Source organism: Methylotenera oryzisoli (assembly GCF_004661485.1).
GTDB classification, from domain to species: Bacteria; Pseudomonadota; Gammaproteobacteria; order Burkholderiales; family Methylophilaceae; genus Methylotenera; species Methylotenera oryzisoli.
In genome coordinates, this window is the sequence record NZ_PQVH01000012.1 from 1 (window position 1) to 16,905 (window position 16,905).

14 protein-coding genes are annotated in these 16,905 nt (G+C 44.6%); 2 read left to right on the top strand and 12 right to left on the bottom strand.

The window, feature by feature from the left end; translation table 11 throughout:
* Positions 1–44: 44 nt before the first annotated feature.
* The 3 genes from C3Y98_RS09240 to htpG all read right to left on the bottom strand — a co-directional run bounded on the left by C3Y98_RS09240 (position 45) and on the right by htpG (position 5,452).
* Positions 45–728: a DUF4197 domain-containing protein gene (locus C3Y98_RS09240; RefSeq protein WP_135278488.1), complete on the bottom strand. Its 684-nt coding sequence runs from the start codon at positions 726–728 to the stop codon at positions 45–47.
* A 129-nt stretch (positions 729–857) separates the two neighbouring features.
* On the bottom strand, positions 858–3,389 hold the full coding sequence (locus C3Y98_RS09245; protein ID WP_135278313.1) for a glycogen/starch/alpha-glucan phosphorylase: 2,532 nt from the start codon (positions 3,387–3,389) through the stop codon (positions 858–860).
* A 161-nt stretch (positions 3,390–3,550) separates the two neighbouring features.
* Positions 3,551–5,452, bottom strand: coding sequence for a molecular chaperone HtpG (gene htpG / locus C3Y98_RS09250; protein ID WP_135278314.1), 1,902 nt, complete (start codon positions 5,450–5,452; stop codon positions 3,551–3,553).
* Between the two features lie 197 nt (positions 5,453–5,649).
* On the opposite strand from htpG, the gene C3Y98_RS09255 reads away from it, so the two are divergent.
* Positions 5,650–7,173 carry a Ppx/GppA phosphatase family protein gene (locus C3Y98_RS09255; protein ID WP_135278315.1) on the top strand — a complete coding sequence of 508 codons (1,524 nt, stop codon included), beginning with the start codon at positions 5,650–5,652 and terminating at the stop codon, positions 7,171–7,173.
* A gap of 76 nt (positions 7,174–7,249) precedes the next feature.
* Positions 7,250–7,744, top strand: a complete 495-nt coding sequence (locus C3Y98_RS09260) for a hypothetical protein (protein WP_135278316.1) — start codon at positions 7,250–7,252, stop codon at positions 7,742–7,744.
* Between the two features lie 186 nt (positions 7,745–7,930).
* Here C3Y98_RS09260 and C3Y98_RS09265 read toward each other — a convergent pair whose 3' ends face one another.
* The 9 genes from C3Y98_RS09265 to C3Y98_RS09305 all read right to left on the bottom strand — a co-directional run bounded on the left by C3Y98_RS09265 (position 7,931) and on the right by C3Y98_RS09305 (position 16,837).
* Entirely contained in the window at positions 7,931–8,878 is a 948-nt protein-coding gene (locus C3Y98_RS09265; protein WP_135278317.1) for a PA2778 family cysteine peptidase, read from the bottom strand.
* Positions 8,879–8,922: 44 nt separating this feature from the next.
* A complete protein-coding gene (locus C3Y98_RS09270; protein WP_135278318.1) occupies positions 8,923–9,321 on the bottom strand; it encodes a PA2779 family protein in 399 nt (132 codons plus the stop codon).
* A gap of 204 nt (positions 9,322–9,525) precedes the next feature.
* Positions 9,526–9,999 carry a SixA phosphatase family protein gene (locus tag C3Y98_RS09275; RefSeq protein WP_135278319.1) on the bottom strand — a complete coding sequence of 158 codons (474 nt, stop codon included), beginning with the start codon at positions 9,997–9,999 and terminating at the stop codon, positions 9,526–9,528.
* Between the two features lie 19 nt (positions 10,000–10,018).
* Complete coding sequence (gene ppk1 / locus C3Y98_RS09280) at positions 10,019–12,094, bottom strand: polyphosphate kinase 1 (RefSeq protein WP_135278320.1); 2,076 nt, start codon at positions 12,092–12,094, stop codon at positions 10,019–10,021.
* A 103-nt stretch (positions 12,095–12,197) separates the two neighbouring features.
* Entirely contained in the window at positions 12,198–13,742 is a 1,545-nt protein-coding gene (locus tag C3Y98_RS09285) for a cryptochrome/photolyase family protein (RefSeq protein ID WP_135278321.1), read from the bottom strand.
* A complete protein-coding gene (locus C3Y98_RS12915; RefSeq protein ID WP_135278322.1) occupies positions 13,742–13,906 on the bottom strand; it encodes a DUF2256 domain-containing protein in 165 nt (54 codons plus the stop codon). Before C3Y98_RS12915 ends, C3Y98_RS09285 begins: the two co-directional genes overlap by 1 nt.
* A gap of 37 nt (positions 13,907–13,943) precedes the next feature.
* Complete coding sequence (gene tpiA, locus C3Y98_RS09295; RefSeq protein ID WP_135278323.1) at positions 13,944–14,750, bottom strand: triose-phosphate isomerase; 807 nt, start codon at positions 14,748–14,750, stop codon at positions 13,944–13,946.
* A gap of 6 nt (positions 14,751–14,756) precedes the next feature.
* Positions 14,757–15,800 (bottom strand): class II fructose-bisphosphate aldolase, encoded by a 1,044-nt coding sequence (gene fba / locus C3Y98_RS09300; protein WP_135278324.1) that lies wholly within the window; start codon positions 15,798–15,800, stop codon positions 14,757–14,759.
* 50 nt (positions 15,801–15,850) lie between these two features.
* Positions 15,851–16,837 (bottom strand): class 1 fructose-bisphosphatase, encoded by a 987-nt coding sequence (locus C3Y98_RS09305; protein ID WP_135278325.1) that lies wholly within the window; start codon positions 16,835–16,837, stop codon positions 15,851–15,853.
* Positions 16,838–16,905: the final 68 nt, after the last annotated feature.

Genomic DNA, 16,905 nt, shown 5'->3' on the forward strand with positions numbered 1-16,905 from the left:
GTGATTAAGAGTAGTCTGTGATTAACTGTTACGCTACGCCAAACCTACTGAACCAGCGTACCAAACACCTTTTTCAGCAAATTGCTTGCTTGCCCGACTGGGTCTTTACGGATAGCGGCTTCTTCTTTCGCCATCATCAAATAAACGCCATCTAGTGTTTTTTGGGTGACATACTGTTCTAGGTTGGATTGTTCTTTTTTAACCACCCCATACTTGCTGCCCATCTCTGCAAATTTATTATATTGCTGAGCAAGCTGCACGTTCTCTGTGGCTTTTTTCACAATTGGTAAGAACTTTTCAGCCATCGGTGCTGAGGTGGTTTTTTTAAAATATTGTGTCGCAGCATCATCACCGCCAGCCAATATGGCTTTGGCATCCGCAACACTCATTTTTTTAACTGAATCAACCAGCAAGGCTTTAGCTTCCGGGACGGCCGCTTCTGCTGCGCGATTCATTTTAAGCACCAGTTCGTCAGCCTGCTTACCCATACCAAACATGCGCATGGCTTTTTCAGCTTTTTGCAATGTTTCTGGCAGCGGAATTTTAACTTCCTTGTTGCCGAAGAAGCCGTCTGTCGCACTCAGTTGGCCAACAGCCTTACCCGCAGCCTGAATCAGTGCCTCTTTTAGCCCACCGCTAGCTTCTGCATTGCTAAGGTCACTCACGCTTAAGGCATTGGCATGCGTCGCGAATAATATAAAACTAAAAAGTGCCACTAGGTAGCGCATAGACTTCTCCATTCATTATCCCAGTTGGGATTAAAAAATTAACCTTACAATTCTAATTGCATAGTATGACAATTAATTGATGTTAACAATACAACCCAATGAATGCCTATGCGCCAGCCTGCTAGCAATTTATTTTTTGGCTTTAGCCTTTGTTTTAGTCTTGGCTTGCGGCGTCACATGCCAAATTTCCTTGGCATAATCAGCAATTGCACGATCACTTGAAAACTTAGCCATATTCGCTACGTTTAAGATCGCCATACGCGTCCAGTCATCTGGCTTTTGATATAGCTTACCTACGCGCTCCTGTGCTTCGATATAGCTAGCATAGTCTGCCAATAACAAGTATTGATCGTTATTGAGCAAATTATCCACAATCACTTTATAACGGCCCGGCTCATCAATAGAGAAATAGCCATCTGCAATCATGTCCAGCACGTGCTTAAGCTCTGGGTTGCTATTGTAATAATCACGCGGTTGGTAACCACTTGCTTTCACTTCAGCTACTTGCGGGGTCGTTAAACCAAAGATGAAGATATTTTCATCGCCAACTTCTTCTTTAATTTCCACGTTAGCACCATCTAACGTACCGATAGTAAGTGCGCCATTCAAAGCCATTTTCATATTGCCAGTACCACTAGCCTCTGTACCTGCAGTAGAAATCTGCTCAGAAAGATCACTCCCTGGGAATAAAATCTCAGCAGCTGAAACTTCGTAATTTGGGTAGAACACTACCTTCAGCTTATCGCCTACCGCAATGTCTTCATTCACAATGGTGGCAACATCATTAATCAAACGAATAATATGCTTTGCCATCCAGTAACCAGGCGCAGCCTTACCGCCAAAAATAATGGTACGTGGCGTAATATCTTTATCACCACGACGAATACGGTTATAAAGGGTAATCACGTGCAGCACGTTAAGTAGCTGACGTTTGTATTCATGAATACGCTTAATCTGTACATCAAACAAGCTATGTACATTTAATTTAACTCCGGTCTTCGCCTCAATTTTTGCAGCTAACCTTTGTTTGTTGGCAAGCTTCACTTGCGCAAATGCTTTTCTAAAGTCAGGGTCATCCGCCAGTGGCGTGATTTTTTTAATTTGCGTCAGATCTTTCTTAAAGCCAGAGCCAATCGCCGCCTCGATTAAGGCCGTTAAACCAGGGTTTGCCTGATTTAACCAGCGACGTGGGGTAATACCATTGGTCACATTCGTCAGTTTGCCTGGGAAAATGCGGTCAAAGTCAGCGAACAGCGTGCTTTTTAGCAACTCACTATGCAGGGCGGCTACGCCGTTGACGGTGTGACTGCCAACCACAGCCAAATGCGCCATACGTACGCGGCGACCGTGATCTTCATCAATAATTGATACACGTCTTAACAACTCAGCATCACCTGGGAAGTGGTGGTTAACCATGTGTAAGAACTCATGATTAATTTGATAAATAATTTCCAAATGACGTGGCAGCAAACGGCCAAAAAGGTCCACGGTCCAAGTCTCTAGCGCTTCTGGCATTAAAGTATGGTTAGTGTAAGCGAAAATCTTAACAACCAGTTCCCAAGCAAAAGCCCAAGGTAATTGATGTACATCTACCAATTGATACATCATTTCTGCCACCCCTACAGACGGGTGTGTATCATTGAGCTGAATCGCTATTTTTTCTGGCAGAATTTTCCAGTCATCTTGTGTTTTGATCTCATGTGTACTTAAGAAGCGACGCAAAATATCTTGAATAGAAGCAGAAACAAAGAAATACTGCTGTTTTAAGCGCAGCTCTTTACCCAGCACTGATGTGTCATTTGGGTAAAGTACTTTTGAAATATTCTCGGTCGCATTACGCTCTTCTACCGCTTTTTCGTAATTCCCGTCATTGAAATGCCTTAAATCAAACTCACGCGCGGCTTTAGCTGACCATAAACGCAAATTATTGACAGTATCTGTACCATAGCCAGGCACCGGCACATCGTAAGCCATCGCAATTACATGCTCAGCATCCACCCAGTGCTGAACCTCCTCACCCTGATCGTTCGGATACTTAACCACATGCCCGTGAAACTTGATGTTATAAGTGGCTTCAGGACGTTGGAACTCCCAAATATTGCCATAGCGCAGCCAATTATCTGGGTTTTCCACCTGCTGACCATTTTCGATGGATTGCCTAAACATCCCGTATTCATAACGAATGCCGTATCCAGCTGCTGGAATGTCCATTGTCGCCATTGAGTCAAGAAAACACGCAGCCAAACGGCCTAAACCGCCGTTACCTAGCGCAGCGTCTGTCTCAAACTCTACCGCATTCTCCAAATCACGGCCCAATGCAGCCATCCCGTCTTTAAGCTCTTCATTAATGCCCAAATTTAGTGCGGCATTGCTCAGCATGCGCCCAATCAAAAATTCTAATGACAAATAGTAAACTCGCTTAGGGTCATCGCGATAATAAGACTCCGCCGTCTGAACCCAACGCTCTACGACATGATCACGCACGCTATAACTAGCGGCGTCATACCAGTCACGGGGCGTCGCAGCCTCACTGGTCTTGAAGCTAGAGAATATCAAATGATTTTTCAAAGCCTGCTGAATTGGCCCGAGTTTAGGGATTGCAATCGACTTAGCTTTGACTGTTTTCTTAGGTTTAGCTTTAGTTTCGGCTGGAGTTTTCATTTTAGATAATCTTAAATTATTGAATGGTATTGTTATTTTAGCAAAAATTGAGCCAGCTTTATGACCGTTCTTTGAAAGTTACGCTGTGCATAGCAGTTTAGAACAGCAATAAAAAAACCGCCGAGCTTACGCAGGGCGGTTTTCTATTTAACAACAATAAGTTAGCTAATTAAGCTATTCATGCGCTTAACAAAACTAGCTGGGTCTTCCAAAGTACCGCCTTCTGCCAACAGTGCCTGATCAAACAGCACATGCGTTAAATCGGCAAACACTGTCTCTGCAGACTCAGCTTCCAGACGTTTTACCAATTTGTGACTAGGGTTAATTTCTAAAATTGGCTTACTTTCTGGCGCATTTTGACCAGCCGCTTTCAAAATACGTGCTAAGTTGCCAGACAAATCTTGCGCATCGCTCACCAAGCATGCAGGAGAGTCTGTTAGGCGATGGGTCACGCGCACGTCTTTTACCTGGCTACCCAATGTTTGCTTGATTTTCTCAACCAAGGTTTTTGATTCTTCTTCGATTTTCTTCTGAATCTCTTTCTCAGTTTCAGATTCAAGCTTACCTAAGTCCAAATCGCCCTTAGCGATAGATTGTAGTTTTTTACCTTCAAACTCTGTCAGGCTACCGAGCAACCACTCATCCACGCGGTCGCTCATCAACAACACTTCAATACCTTTTTTACGGAAAATCTCCAAGTGCGGGCTGTGTTGCGCGGCTGCAAAGCTGTCGGCAGTAATGTAATAAATCACATCCTGCTCAGCTTGCATGCGTGCAATATAGTCTTTAAATGACACATCTTGCACATCAGTATCAGCTTTAGTTGACGCAAAACGCAATAAGCCAGCAATCTTCTCTTTATTCGCAAAGTCCTCGCCTGGGCCTTCTTTAAGTACACGGCCAAACTCTTGATAGAACTTAGCGTAATCTTCAGGCTTGTTTTCAGCCATGTCTTCTAATAAACCCAGCACTTTCTTCACAGAACCAGCTTTAATTGCATCGACATCACGGCTTGATTGTAAAATTTCGCGCGATACATTCAACGGTAAATCAGAAGTATCAATCACGCCACGTACAAAACGCAGATATTGAGGCATCAACTTCTCAGCGTCTTCCATAATAAACACGCGTTTAACGTATAGTTTAATGCCATGACGACGGTCTCGATCATACAAGTCAAACGGGGCTTTACTAGGCACGTACAATAAAGAAATATACTCTTGCTTACCCTCTACACGGCTATGCGTGTAGGCGAGCGGATTTTCAAAATCATGTGACACATGTTTATAAAACTCTTGGTACTCTTCTTCCGTAATGTCGTTTTTACTACGTGCCCATAATGCAGATGCCCTGTTTACGGTTTCATCTTCATCGGTTGCCACCTCAGCACCATCTTTCCATTCAGATTTCTTCATCACGATTGGCAACGTGATATGGTCTGAATATTTGCGGATGATGGTTTTAAGTTTCCAGTCACTTAAGAACTCATCTTCACCTTCACGTAAATGCAGCGTAATTTCCGTGCCACGGCTAGCTTTATCTGCGGCTTCAATCGTAAAGTCACCCTCACCTGCTGACTCCCAGCGCACAGCTTCAGTTGCACCGGCACGGCGTGTAGTCAGGGTTACTTTGTCTGCAATGATAAATGCTGAGTAAAAGCCCACACCGAACTGACCGATTAAATTGGCATCTTTAGCCTGATCACCAGTTAAGGCGTTAAAAAACTCTTTAGTACCAGATTTAGCAATAGTACCGATGTTTGCAATCACCTCATCGCGGCTCATGCCGATGCCATTATCGGCAATGGTGAGGGTACGTGCTTCTTTATCAAAAGCAATGCGAATTTTTAACTCGCTGTCATTTTCATAAAGTGCGCCGTTTGCTAACGCTTCAAAACGTAATTTATCTGCCGCATCAGATGCATTTGAAATCAGCTCACGCAACACAATTTCTTTGTTGCTGTATAAAGAGTGAATCATCAACTGCAAGAGTTGTTTCACCTCAGCCTGAAAGGCCATTGACTCTTTTGGATGAATTTCTTGTTGTGCTGTCGCAGTGGACATAAATTAAGCTCCTAAAGTTAAGAATAAAACAATAGTAGCTATGTGGGGATTAGCCTTAGATTTTCAAGCGATAAGCCTAACGACTTGGTTAAATTATTATTCAAAACAGCCAATGTCATGAAACTTTCAAACTATAATCACAAAATAAACAGTATTATTGTTTCACATAAAACTCGCTCAAAAAAACTGCATCCCTTATGAACAATCAATCAAATAGCTCCCCCGCAGATAAAGCCCTGCTAGCGGCAATTGACCTTGGCTCCAATAGCTTCAGGCTTGAAATTGGCCGACTAGATAGCGGCCATATTGAGCGTGTAGAGTACATCAAGGAAGCTGTCAGACAAGGTGGCGATTTAGATGAAGACCGCAATCTAACTACCGAGGCGATAGAGCGTGGTATTCGTTGCTTATCTAGGTTTGGTGAACGCTTACAAGGTTTTGACGCGGCTCACGTGCGTGCCGTTGCAACACAAACCTTGCGTGAGGCCAACAATCGCGACTACTTCCTAAAGCTCGCAAAAAAGGCGCTTGGCTTTGAAGTAGAGGTGATTTCTGGCGTGGAAGAAGCTCGCCTGATCTATCAAGGGGTGAGCAGATTTTTGCCGCAATCAGATGAAAAAAGATTAGTGATAGACATCGGCGGACGCTCAACCGAGTTCATCCTTGGTCGTGGCTTTGAGTCAACCCAAACCGCATCTCTGCACGTGGGCTCTGTAGCGTGGGCACTTAAGCATTTTGCAAATGGCGAGTTTACTGAAAAAGCATTTACCCGCGCTGAAATTTCGGCTGAGTCTATCTTTGAAACCCTAGGCAATCACTTTAACAGCACACACTGGGATGTGGCTTACGGCGCTTCTGGTACGGTGGGGGCAGTAGCAGACGTTCTGGTGCAATATGGCAAACCAGCAGATGCTGTCAGCAAAGAAAGTTTATATTGGCTAAAAGAAGAGCTGCTCAAAGCAAGGTACGTAGATAAGCTGCGCTTGAATGGCTTAAAAGAAGACCGCAAACCAGTCATTGCTGGCGGCCTTTCTGTACTAATTGCTGTTTTTGAGTTTCTTAACATAGACACCTTAAACGTGGCGAAAGGTGCGTTAAGACATGGCCTGCTGTACGACATGCTGGCGCGTGAGAACGATATGCTGGATCTTCGCAATTCATCGATTCAGCGTTTAGCGCGCAAATTTGACGTAGACGAAACGCATGCTAATACAGTTGCCGAAGTTGCCGAGAAGTTATTTGAAAAGATAAGCGATAGCACTACTTTTGCAGACGGCGAATACTTTAAACACGCACGTAAATTACGCTGGGCTGCACAACTGCATGAAATTGGCGGCATTATCTCACCGGTAGATGCTCACCTGCATGGTGCGTACATCCTAGACCATACCGAGCCTGTGGGCTTTTCGCAAAGTGAACTGCATTGCTTAAGCTTAATCATCTTAGGTCATCGCGGTAAGTTAAAGCGACTGGAGGCTGACTTCTCAGACCGCGTGCTAGTGATGCAATTAATTTGTATGCGACTAGCTGTTATCTTATGTCATGCACGACAAATGCCAAACTTACGCGGCATACAATTGGCGTTAAATAATAATGGCTTTAAGCTCTCTCTACCAAAATCATGGGCAAGCAAGTATCCACAATCTCACTACCTGCTGGATGAAGAGACACTTGCATGGCAGAAAATAAACTGGCATTTTGAGCTAGTAAATACTATATAAAACTGTCACAAAAAATTCATTTGCGTTCCAAAATAAACGGTATAAACTGTTTATATCGTTTATTTGGAGTGTAACCATGTCAAAAATCAATTCAATTCAGGCTGAAGCGTTAAAATCAACAGCTGAAAAAGTAACAAGCACAGAAACAAACAAACCTGCTGCCAAAGTAGCACCGGTGAGCAAACCGGCTGTAAAACAAGCCGCAGCGAAAGTTGTAGCTGCTAAACCTGCCGCAGCAAAAATAACAGCCGCTAAACCGGCAGCTAAAGCGACTGTAAAAACCAGCGTAACCAGCACCAAAAAAACTGAAAAAACCGCTGAAAAAACCAAAGTGTTAAAAGAAAAAACGCCAAAACTAAAAATGGAGCGTGATAGCTTCACAATGCCTAAAACTGAGTACGCGCAATTTGCGGTGCTTAAAGAGCGCCTCACTAAATTGGGTCAGCCAGCTAAAAAGAGTGAGTTACTACGCGCAGGCATTATGCAGTTAAGTGCCATGACAGACGCCGCATTAAAAGCAGCGATGAGTAAAGTGCCTGCCATTAAAACTGGCAGACCTAAAAAGAAATAAACGCATACTGAAGGTTGTTTCGCGTCACTGCTGGTGAGAGTAAGGCGCTGGCCATGACGCGATACATCAAAGCGATGCGTTAATGATCTACTTCTATAGAACAAGCACTACCATAGTGATGCGCTCTAGAGTTGAAGGCACTCCACAGCGCTGACAACACGTATACTGAAAAACCACACTGACCAGTTAGTGTGGTTTTTTGGCCTTATAAGCGTTAACTTCATCCACTGTTTTCATGACCTCAGCACGGAGTACCGGGTCTGACTGTGCGAGCTGCAAAGCTTTTTCGGCCGCCTCTTTGGCTGCTACAGGCTCACCTTGAAGCAATAACACACTTGCCAAATTATTATAGGCAGCGGCAGCGTTGGGATAGGCAATCGTCGCATTACGGAAAGCATTAATCGCATGAGAATAATGACCTAAGGCGTAAGCACTATTCCCTAAGCCCATCAGCAATACCAAATGATTAGGCCAGCGTTTAGCGGCCACATCATATGCCAAATAGACATCTGCCTTATTTGCATTGCTCTCAAAAGCCACTATCGCTTTTGCAACCGCATCCGGATCATCCGCTTTAGGTAAGCTGCCTGGCTTTAATGCCACAAACGCCCAATATCCACTGCGTGCCCAAGTGCGCTGAAATGCGCTCAAGCTCATTTCAAAGCGTTCGAAAGTACCCGAGCGCAACCAAACTAGCTCACGGTCAAGACTGTATCCAACGACTACGGCGTAATGCCAAGAGGGCACCCAAGATAAGCCTAGATTCTGCATCACCACCACCACATTGCCGGCTGCAACCTCTTCCAGCACCGCATCAAGCTTAGGCGCCAACTTTACCGACAAAGCCCCATGCCTACGTGCGGCAGCTAGCATTTCAATCTGCAAACTACCCTTGCGAGCTGGAATGTAAACCTCTGGTACCAGCTGATCTGGTGTCACGCGAATATCAACGGCATTGAGCGCAGTTGCTAATGCGGCCGGCCCACAGTGATATTGCGATTGAGGAAAGAACGGGGTCTGGGTCAGCTCATGCTGCCTAGGAAGTGATGGGTTTTGTACTGCCTCACGCACACCTGTTGCAGCACAGGCATTGAGTAATAAACAAAAAGCCAGCATGATTAACTTACGAAACATGCTGGCTTCTCGCTGTAACAAAACCTGACTAAGCTAATACACGATTAGCGAATAGAACGTGTAAATGGATACACTTTAGTAAAACCAAGGATATCAGTAAGCAAGAGCACTAAGAACACTAAAATAATAGCGCCAATAATACCGCTACCAGCTGGTGCATTTTCGATCTGTGTCGCCATCGTGCTTGCTTCTTCATCAGTGAGCGAAGCAACACGACTGCGTGCTTGTGCTGGGTCAATCCCATGTTCAATTAACGCAGCTTGTACATCCTGACGAGACAAGGCAGTGATGATGCGCGCACGGTCTTGGTCAGCTGCGCCTGAGAAAACACTCTCCGCAACTTGCGCCGAGCTAATCATAGCCGCCTGCACTGTCTGCACAGAGCCTGTAAATAAAATTGAAGCTGCAAGAAATGCACTGAAAAAACGTTTAACAAAAATCATGGCAAGTACCCCTTATCATTAAAATTGAGTCTAAAAGATGGCTTCACCTGCACAGCCCACAAGAACTAACGACTACAGACTGTCGATTAAGGCAACCACGTACGAGTATTAAATATGCCTACAGAATCAAAATAGCACAGTTAAATAATTGTGTATAGCCATATGCATGACGAACAGCTTAGAGAGATACAGTATTTGACTTAATTAAAAACCAGGTTGCTTGACGGCTTCAATGTAGTAATGTGAAACGCCATCTAACTTACGCTGCTTTAGCCACCAAATAGCTCCCTTCTTTACCACACATGCGCTTTGATGGAAGCCTAGCAGTTTAGCAATGAATAAACCAAGGTTAGGCTGATGCCCAACTAGTATGATAGTTTGCGTGTCGTCCTGATTGTCGATTTCTTGCGTCATGCGACCCACATGACTATCCAAGCTTAAGCAGTCAGCAATTTTAATTTCCATCTGATTTAAATCATGCAAAGCATCTGCTGTTTGCAGGCAACGGCGTGCTGGGCTGCATAGCAACTCGGTATGCTCCGGCAAGTGTTTATATAGCCATTTTGCTATTCTGCCAGCATCTTTACGACCACGCTTGGTGAGTACACGGTCTCGGTCATGACCGCTCTCACTTTGCGCTTCAGCTTCGGCGTGTCGCCAAATGATTAAATTTGCCATGATTGATTAACCAGCTTAATTAATCCGTATATTTATGCAGTAATTGCAGTTGCGCACTATTAATACGCACTGGCTCACCGGGCTTGGCTTTATGTGCTTGTGCCGCGATAGGTTGATAGCTGCCATCCGCATTTAATATCCATGCATCATGATTATCTTCCAGATACATTTGGCAGCACTCTTGCAAAATCCGTGCACGATTTTTTGCATCTGTAATCGGCCACGCAATCTCAACACGGCGCATCATGTTGCGGTTCATCCAATCGGCACTGGATAGCCACATATGCTCGACCTCTGCGATTTTGAAATAAAACACGCGCGAATGCTCAAGCAAGCGACCAATCACTGAACGTACACGAATGCGTCCATTCAGGCCTGGCGCATCAATCGGCAATATACACGCACCACGCAGAATCAAATCCACCTCCACCCCGGCACGCCCAGCCTTCACTAACGCCTTTACGAGAACCTCATCCGTTAATGCATTCATTTTTAAAATAATAGAGGCAGGCTGCCCGGATTTGGCACACATTTCTGCGGCCCTAATCTTAGCCAACATTTGTTTGTGTAAGTTAAACGGCGCAACCAACAGTTTTTGCATACGAGGCAATTTGACCTGGCTCGCAATATGCCTAAACAAATGCTCCATATCACGGGTAATCTGCGCATCTGCGGTAAGCATGCTAACATCGGTATAGAGGCGTGCTGTTCTTGGGTTATAGTTGCCGGTTGAAACATGCCCATAGTACTGAAGGCCGTTGGTTTCACGGCGCATTACCAGTAACATTTTGGCATGGGTTTTTAGCCCCACAATGCCATAGACCACTTGAGCGCCCACTGACTCTAAATCCTCTGCCCAGTTGATGTTTGCCTCTTCATCAAACCTGGCCTTAAGCTCCACCACGGCCATCACCTCTTTGCCACGGCGCACTGCTTCTTGCAGCAACTTAAGCATACGCGGGTCAGAGCCAGTGCGATAAATAGTTTGCTGGATAGAAAGCACATCTGGGTCATGCACAGCTTCACGCAAGAAATCAATCACAGACTCAAAGCTCTCGTAAGGCTGATGGATAAGAATGTCGCGCTGTTTGAGCTGTGAGAAAAATGACTGATTAGACACTAACTGCTGACTTATCTGCGGCTCATGCGGTTTAAACTTGAGGTGGTCACCTTCAGCTAAATCTGCCAACTGCATCAAGCGTGCTAAATTAACTAAACCATTCACGCGATAAAGCGACTGTTTAGGCAAATCAAATTGTTGCAGCAACAGCTTGGCTAGTTTTTCATCACAACCATGTGACACCTCTAAGCGCACCGCCTCACCAAAATGCCGTTGTACTAAACCTTTTCTTAAGGCTGTACGCAGATTTTTTACATCTTCTTCATCTACTGCCAAATCAGAGTGCCGAGTTACCCTAAACTGTGAGAAACATAGCACCTCTCGGCCAGTAAATAAGCTAGCCAGATGCGCGCGAATAACACTAGAGAGCGACACAAATTTTTGTTGCTTACCACTTAAGTGCTTAGGCAGTTTGATTAAGCGAGGTAACGCTCTCGGCACCTTCACAATTGCAATATTATTATTGCGGCCAAATGCGTCGGTACCGCCCAGTGACACAATAAAATTTAAAGATTTATTGGCGACTTGCGGAAAAGGATGGGAGGGATCAAGTGCGACGGGTACCAATAACGGGCGCACACTAGACTCAAAGTAACGTGCGACCCAACGCTTTTGCTCCAAGGTACGCTCAGCGTTAGACACCAGATACACACCTGCACTGGCTAGAGCGGGCATTAAATCTGTATTAAAAATCTCGTACTGTTTTTCTACTAACGTATGGGCAACTTTGGATATTTCCAAATAGCTCTGTACGCTGATATCAGTCTTCTTTTCATTGTCACGCATGGCATCCACATGCGGTGCGGCGCGTACTTCAAAAAACTCATCTAGATTAGAGGACACAATGCAAAGAAAACGCAAACGCTCTAGTAGAGGATACTCCGCATTTTGTGCAAGACTCAATACACGTGCATTAAACGCCAATATACTGATATCTCGATTAAGTAATTTGAGAGGTGAGTTAACTGAACGCATGATGTTTTTTTAATTAATTATTTCATTCAGCATAATTGTCAATTGTGACAGTATCATGAAAATTCACAAATGCCATCAATGCCAAGCTGGCATCCATGCTCACTTAAATCTCATCAAGCGCATTTAGAACCTGCTGGGCTTTGTGTTGAATCAATGTCTTTTCTTCATCGTTAAATCTGTTTAGATTTTTAACCATTAACAACGTTCTTGGATTATTGAGCAACACTTGCTCATGCTTGATGAGAAAGTTCCAGTATAGCGTGGTCACTGGGCAAGCCTTTGCAGAAGTTTTCAGGTCTGGCTGATAGCTGCAACTATTGCAGTAATTGCTCATGCGCTTAATATAAGCACCACTGGCAATATAAGGCTTGCTTGTGAATCTTCCACCGTTAGCATGTAAAGCCATCCCCACCACATTGGGCAACTCAACCCAATCTACTGCATCGACATAGACCGCTAAATACCAATCTGCTACTTGTTTTGGCTCAATTTCCGCCAACAAACCGAACATACCCGTGACCATTAGGCGTTGAATATGGTGCGCATACCCATATTGCATCGTCTGCTTTATGGTTTGACGCATACAGTTCATATTGGTTTTACCTGTCCAGTACCAATTGGGTAAGTCTCGCTGATGTGCATAATGGTTAGCCTCCGCCATTGCAGGCATATCTAGCCAATATAGGCCTCGAATAAACTCTCGCCATCCTAATATCTGTCGAATAAACCCCTCTACGCTGGCTAAAGGTAAATTATCTTTTACATAAGCTTGCTCTATAGCCTCAATCACCTCTTTTGGGTGTAGCAGTTTTAAATTGAGGGGTGAAGCTAATAATGAGTGCCATAGAAACGCACCTGAGGCTAAGTCACTTTGCCACATTGCATCTTGATGCGTGCCGAAGTCAACTAACTTAGTCGCTATAAAGTGTTGCAAAAATAAGAGTGCCTGCGCCCGTGTGACAGGCCAACAGAAATCATCAATCCTACCTGGGTGCTCCGGAAAGAGCCGCTCAACATCCGCAAACACTGCTTGAGTAATCGGGTCTATCTCGAATTCAGGAACTGCAGGAATGTTTTGTGGACCATCCTTACTAAAGGATTTCCGGTTTTCGTGGTCATAACTCCACTTTCCACCAACAGGCTCTTCACCAGCCATTAACACGTGATAGCGTTTGCGCATGTACCGATAGAAATACTCCATGCGCAGCTGCTTACCTTGTCCAGCCCAACGCTTAAAGTCAGCCTGACTACATAAGAAAAACGTATCATCACGCACGATCAACCGTTTATTTAATGTTGATGCACAATCCTCTAGCGCTTTTAAAACCCGATAATCCCCTGGCTCACAAACAATGATTTGTTGAGGGTCATATTCTGAGAGCAAAGCTAACCATGCACTGGCTAAATCAACATGCTCATGATCACCCAGCTTTAAATAGCGCAATGGGTAATGCTGGCTTTGCAAGGTTTGTGCAAAATGGCGCATCGCAGATAAAAATAATGCAATACGCGCTTTGTGTGACCATACGTGCGTCGACTCATGCTGCGCCTCAACCATCAGCACTAGATCCTGCTCGCAGTCAAATCCTTCTAATGCTGGATTATCCAGATTGAGCTGGTCACCCAATATCACGATCACATTTCTCATTATTTTTTTGCGCTTTGCTTACATGCAGTTGAACAGTATTTAACAGAATCCCAATTTTTAGACCATGACTTACGCCATGTCATGGTGCGTCCACATTGCACGCAAATTTTGCTAGGAAGCTTAGACTTATTACCTTTAAATGATAGATGGGTGACCTGAGACATCTAGCAATGACTGCGGCTGTGACTATAGGTTCACTATTTAGGTTGACTGCTGATGTGCTTCTAAAGCCAAACTATTAGCAATTCGGCAAATTTCAGTAAATGATTCTGCCACTAATGCAGAGCGACCAAGCAAAGCGCCATCAATATCTGGCATTTCTAACATTGCATATGCGTTATCAGCACTTAGGCTTCCACCGTAAATAATCCTTACACGCTGCGCAAATGCAGGGTCTCTTGTCGCAATCAGTTGACGAATGTAAGCATGCATAGATTGTGCTTGTTGCGGGCTTGCATGTTGTCCAGTGCCAATCGCCCAAACTGGCTCATAGGCCACGACCATATTGCATTGTTTGGCACGTACAAACGCATCATCATCCAAGCTGTGCAACATGTTGAGCACTTGCTTCTTAACGGCATCTTCAGCAATGCCTGCATCACGCTCAGCTTGGGCTTCACCTACACAGTAAATCGGTGTCAAACCGCCTTCTAATGCCCTTAAAAGACGCTGAGCGGTCACTTCATGGCCTTCTAGTCTTAACATGCGCCGCTCAGAATGAGCAAGAATCACAAAACGACAACCAAACTCTGCGATCATCGCGGCTGAAATACAAGAGGTGTAAGCACCTTCATCATATTGACTCACATTCTGCGAGCCCCAAAGAATATTACTCCCAGCTAGCAGTTGTTGAGCTTGAAATAAATACACATAAGGCAAACATACTGCAAAATCTATTGCATTCAGGCCTTTAAGGTTCGTTATTAACTGTAGTAATAAACCATGATTCCCTGCGAGAGTTCCATGCAACTTCCAGTTGCCTACAACCAAGTTGCGTCGAGCGTTCATATTTGGCTAATCCTTAACATAGCGCGCAGCCATGTACTCCATTGATACCACTTTAATCTGACTGGCACGCCCTGCACTGCCAAATGCCTCAAAACGATCTTTACATAACTGCTGTGCTGCCAAGATAGCAGATTTGAAATAGATTCGTGGATCAAACTCTTCTGGATGCAAAGCCATGCTTTCCCTAATCGCAGCAGTCATGGCTAAACGTATATCCGTATCGATATTGACCTTTCTCACACCATTTCTAATGCCTTCTACAATTTGCGATACAGGCACCCCATAGGTTTCTTTGATTCTTCCGCCATATTTCCGAATCATCTCCAATGAGGCTTGAGAAACGCTGGAAGAGCCGTGCATCACTAAATGCGTATTAGGGATTCGCGCATGAATCGCTTTAATGCGATCAATAGCAAGCGTATCGCCTGTGGGTGGTCTGCTAAACTTATAAGCGCCGTGACTCGTACCAATCGCAATGGCTAAAGCATCTACTTTAGTCGCAGCCACAAAAGCCGCCGCTTCATCAGGGTCTGTTAGTAATTGTGATTCGCTCAATATCCCTGTCGCACCACTGCCATCCTCATCACCAGCCTGGCCGGTTTCTAAAGAACCTAAACAACCCAGCTCGCCCTCCACAGAAACGCCCACGGCATGCGCAAACTCTACTACGCGTTTAGTGACATCTACATTGTATTCATAGCTAGCTGGGGTTTTAGCGTCAGCCAATAATGACCCATCCATCATCACACTAGAAAACCCACTGCGGATTGCCATTTGGCACACAGCAGGCGATGCGCCATGGTCTTGATGCATACAAATAGGGATATGTGGGTACTGCTCAATGGCCGCTTCAACCATTTTTCTTAAAAATGGCTCACCTGCATAGCCACGTGCACCTGCGGATGCTTGCAAAATAACAGGGCTATCTACCTCGTTTGCAGCGAGCAAAATGGAGTGTATCTGCTCCATATTATTGATATTAAATGCCGGCAATCCATAATCATGCTCGGCGGCATGGTCTAGTAACTGCCTTAAAGAGATCATCGCCATAGAGCACCCTTTTATGACAACTCAGTTAAAAATAACTTACTGTAAAACCCTCAGCTTTGGTGATACTGCTCAATTAAATCAACTTCGTTGATAGAGCCTAATATAGCAGGTACGCGCTGATGAATCTGTAAGGGCTGTAAATCTAATACGGATGCACGAGCAGTACTGGCTTTTCCACCTGCCTGCTCAATCAACATACCCATGGGGCTCACTTCATATAATAATCTTAATCTACCGGCTCTATCTGTTACTTGGTGATCTTTTGGATAAAGAAATACGCCCCCTCGCATTAATATGCGGTGGATATCTGCCACCATGCTCGCCATCCAGCGCATATTAAAATTACATTGCCGCACCCCTTCTTCACCAGCAAGACAATCAGCAATATATTGCTGCATCGGCGCCTCCCAAAAACGTTGTCGGCTAGCGTTAATCGCAAACTCTGGGTAATGTGCTGGAATCTTTAAATCAGGATGCGTTAATTCAAATACTTTGGTATCTGGGTCTAAGGTAAAAGCATGTGTGCCAGCACCGGCTGAAATCACTAGCATGGTCGCAGGCCCATACAACACATAACCAGCGGCAATCTGACCAATGCCTTGCTGCAGAAAAATTTCATCACTGCGTACAGCATTGGGTGGTGCAGGTAGTATAGAGAAAATAGAGCCAACCACGCCGTCCAACGCAATATTGGAAGAGCCATCCAGCGGGTCAAAACACACTAAATATGGTGCATCTGGGATGTGGTCTGAAAAATAATGGGGAGAAGCTAACTCTTCTGACACTGCACCAAAAACCACTTTAGTGCTTGATAGGCAATCAATAAAAATATCATGGCTACTTATATCTAACTGCATTTGAGCTTCGCCCTGCACATTGATACTGTTGAGCTGTTGACTAACACCAGCTAACTTGCCTTTCGCAACTAGGGCCGCAATTTGCTTGCCGGCCTCAGCAATGCTCAAGATCAACTCAGATAGCTGGCTGGAGTGATTTAGCGTAGCGCAAGACTGATTTAAGAAGTCGCTTAAATTCATTTAGCTTTACCTCTCTATGATTACATTCAAGCTATTATGTGTACTGTCATCTGTCAATTAACCACAGT

Bases quoted from the DNA above. Each gene is read 5' to 3' on its own strand.
- C3Y98_RS09285 (WP_135278321.1), bottom strand. From the start codon at position 13,742: ATGAGAAATGTGATCGTGATATTGGGTGACCAGCTCAATCTGGATAAT.
- C3Y98_RS09265 (WP_135278317.1), bottom strand. From the start codon at position 8,878: ATGTTTCGTAAGTTAATCATGCTGGCTTTTTGTTTATTACTCAATGCC.
- fba (WP_135278324.1), bottom strand. From the start codon at position 15,800: ATGGCGATGATCTCTTTAAGGCAGTTACTAGACCATGCCGCCGAGCAT.
- C3Y98_RS09275 (WP_135278319.1), bottom strand. From the start codon at position 9,999: ATGGCAAATTTAATCATTTGGCGACACGCCGAAGCTGAAGCGCAAAGT.
- htpG (WP_135278314.1), bottom strand. From the start codon at position 5,452: ATGTCCACTGCGACAGCACAACAAGAAATTCATCCAAAAGAGTCAATG.
- C3Y98_RS09240 (WP_135278488.1), bottom strand. From the start codon at position 728: ATGCGCTACCTAGTGGCACTTTTTAGTTTTATATTATTCGCGACGCAT.
- C3Y98_RS09255 (WP_135278315.1), top strand. From the start codon at position 5,650: ATGAACAATCAATCAAATAGCTCCCCCGCAGATAAAGCCCTGCTAGCG.
- C3Y98_RS09270 (WP_135278318.1), bottom strand. From the start codon at position 9,321: ATGATTTTTGTTAAACGTTTTTTCAGTGCATTTCTTGCAGCTTCAATT.
- ppk1 (WP_135278320.1), bottom strand. From the start codon at position 12,094: ATGCGTTCAGTTAACTCACCTCTCAAATTACTTAATCGAGATATCAGT.
- C3Y98_RS12915 (WP_135278322.1), bottom strand. From the start codon at position 13,906: ATGTCTCAGGTCACCCATCTATCATTTAAAGGTAATAAGTCTAAGCTT.
- C3Y98_RS09260 (WP_135278316.1), top strand. From the start codon at position 7,250: ATGTCAAAAATCAATTCAATTCAGGCTGAAGCGTTAAAATCAACAGCT.
- C3Y98_RS09305 (WP_135278325.1), bottom strand. From the start codon at position 16,837: ATGAATTTAAGCGACTTCTTAAATCAGTCTTGCGCTACGCTAAATCAC.
- tpiA (WP_135278323.1), bottom strand. From the start codon at position 14,750: ATGAACGCTCGACGCAACTTGGTTGTAGGCAACTGGAAGTTGCATGGA.
- C3Y98_RS09245 (WP_135278313.1), bottom strand. From the start codon at position 3,389: ATGAAAACTCCAGCCGAAACTAAAGCTAAACCTAAGAAAACAGTCAAA.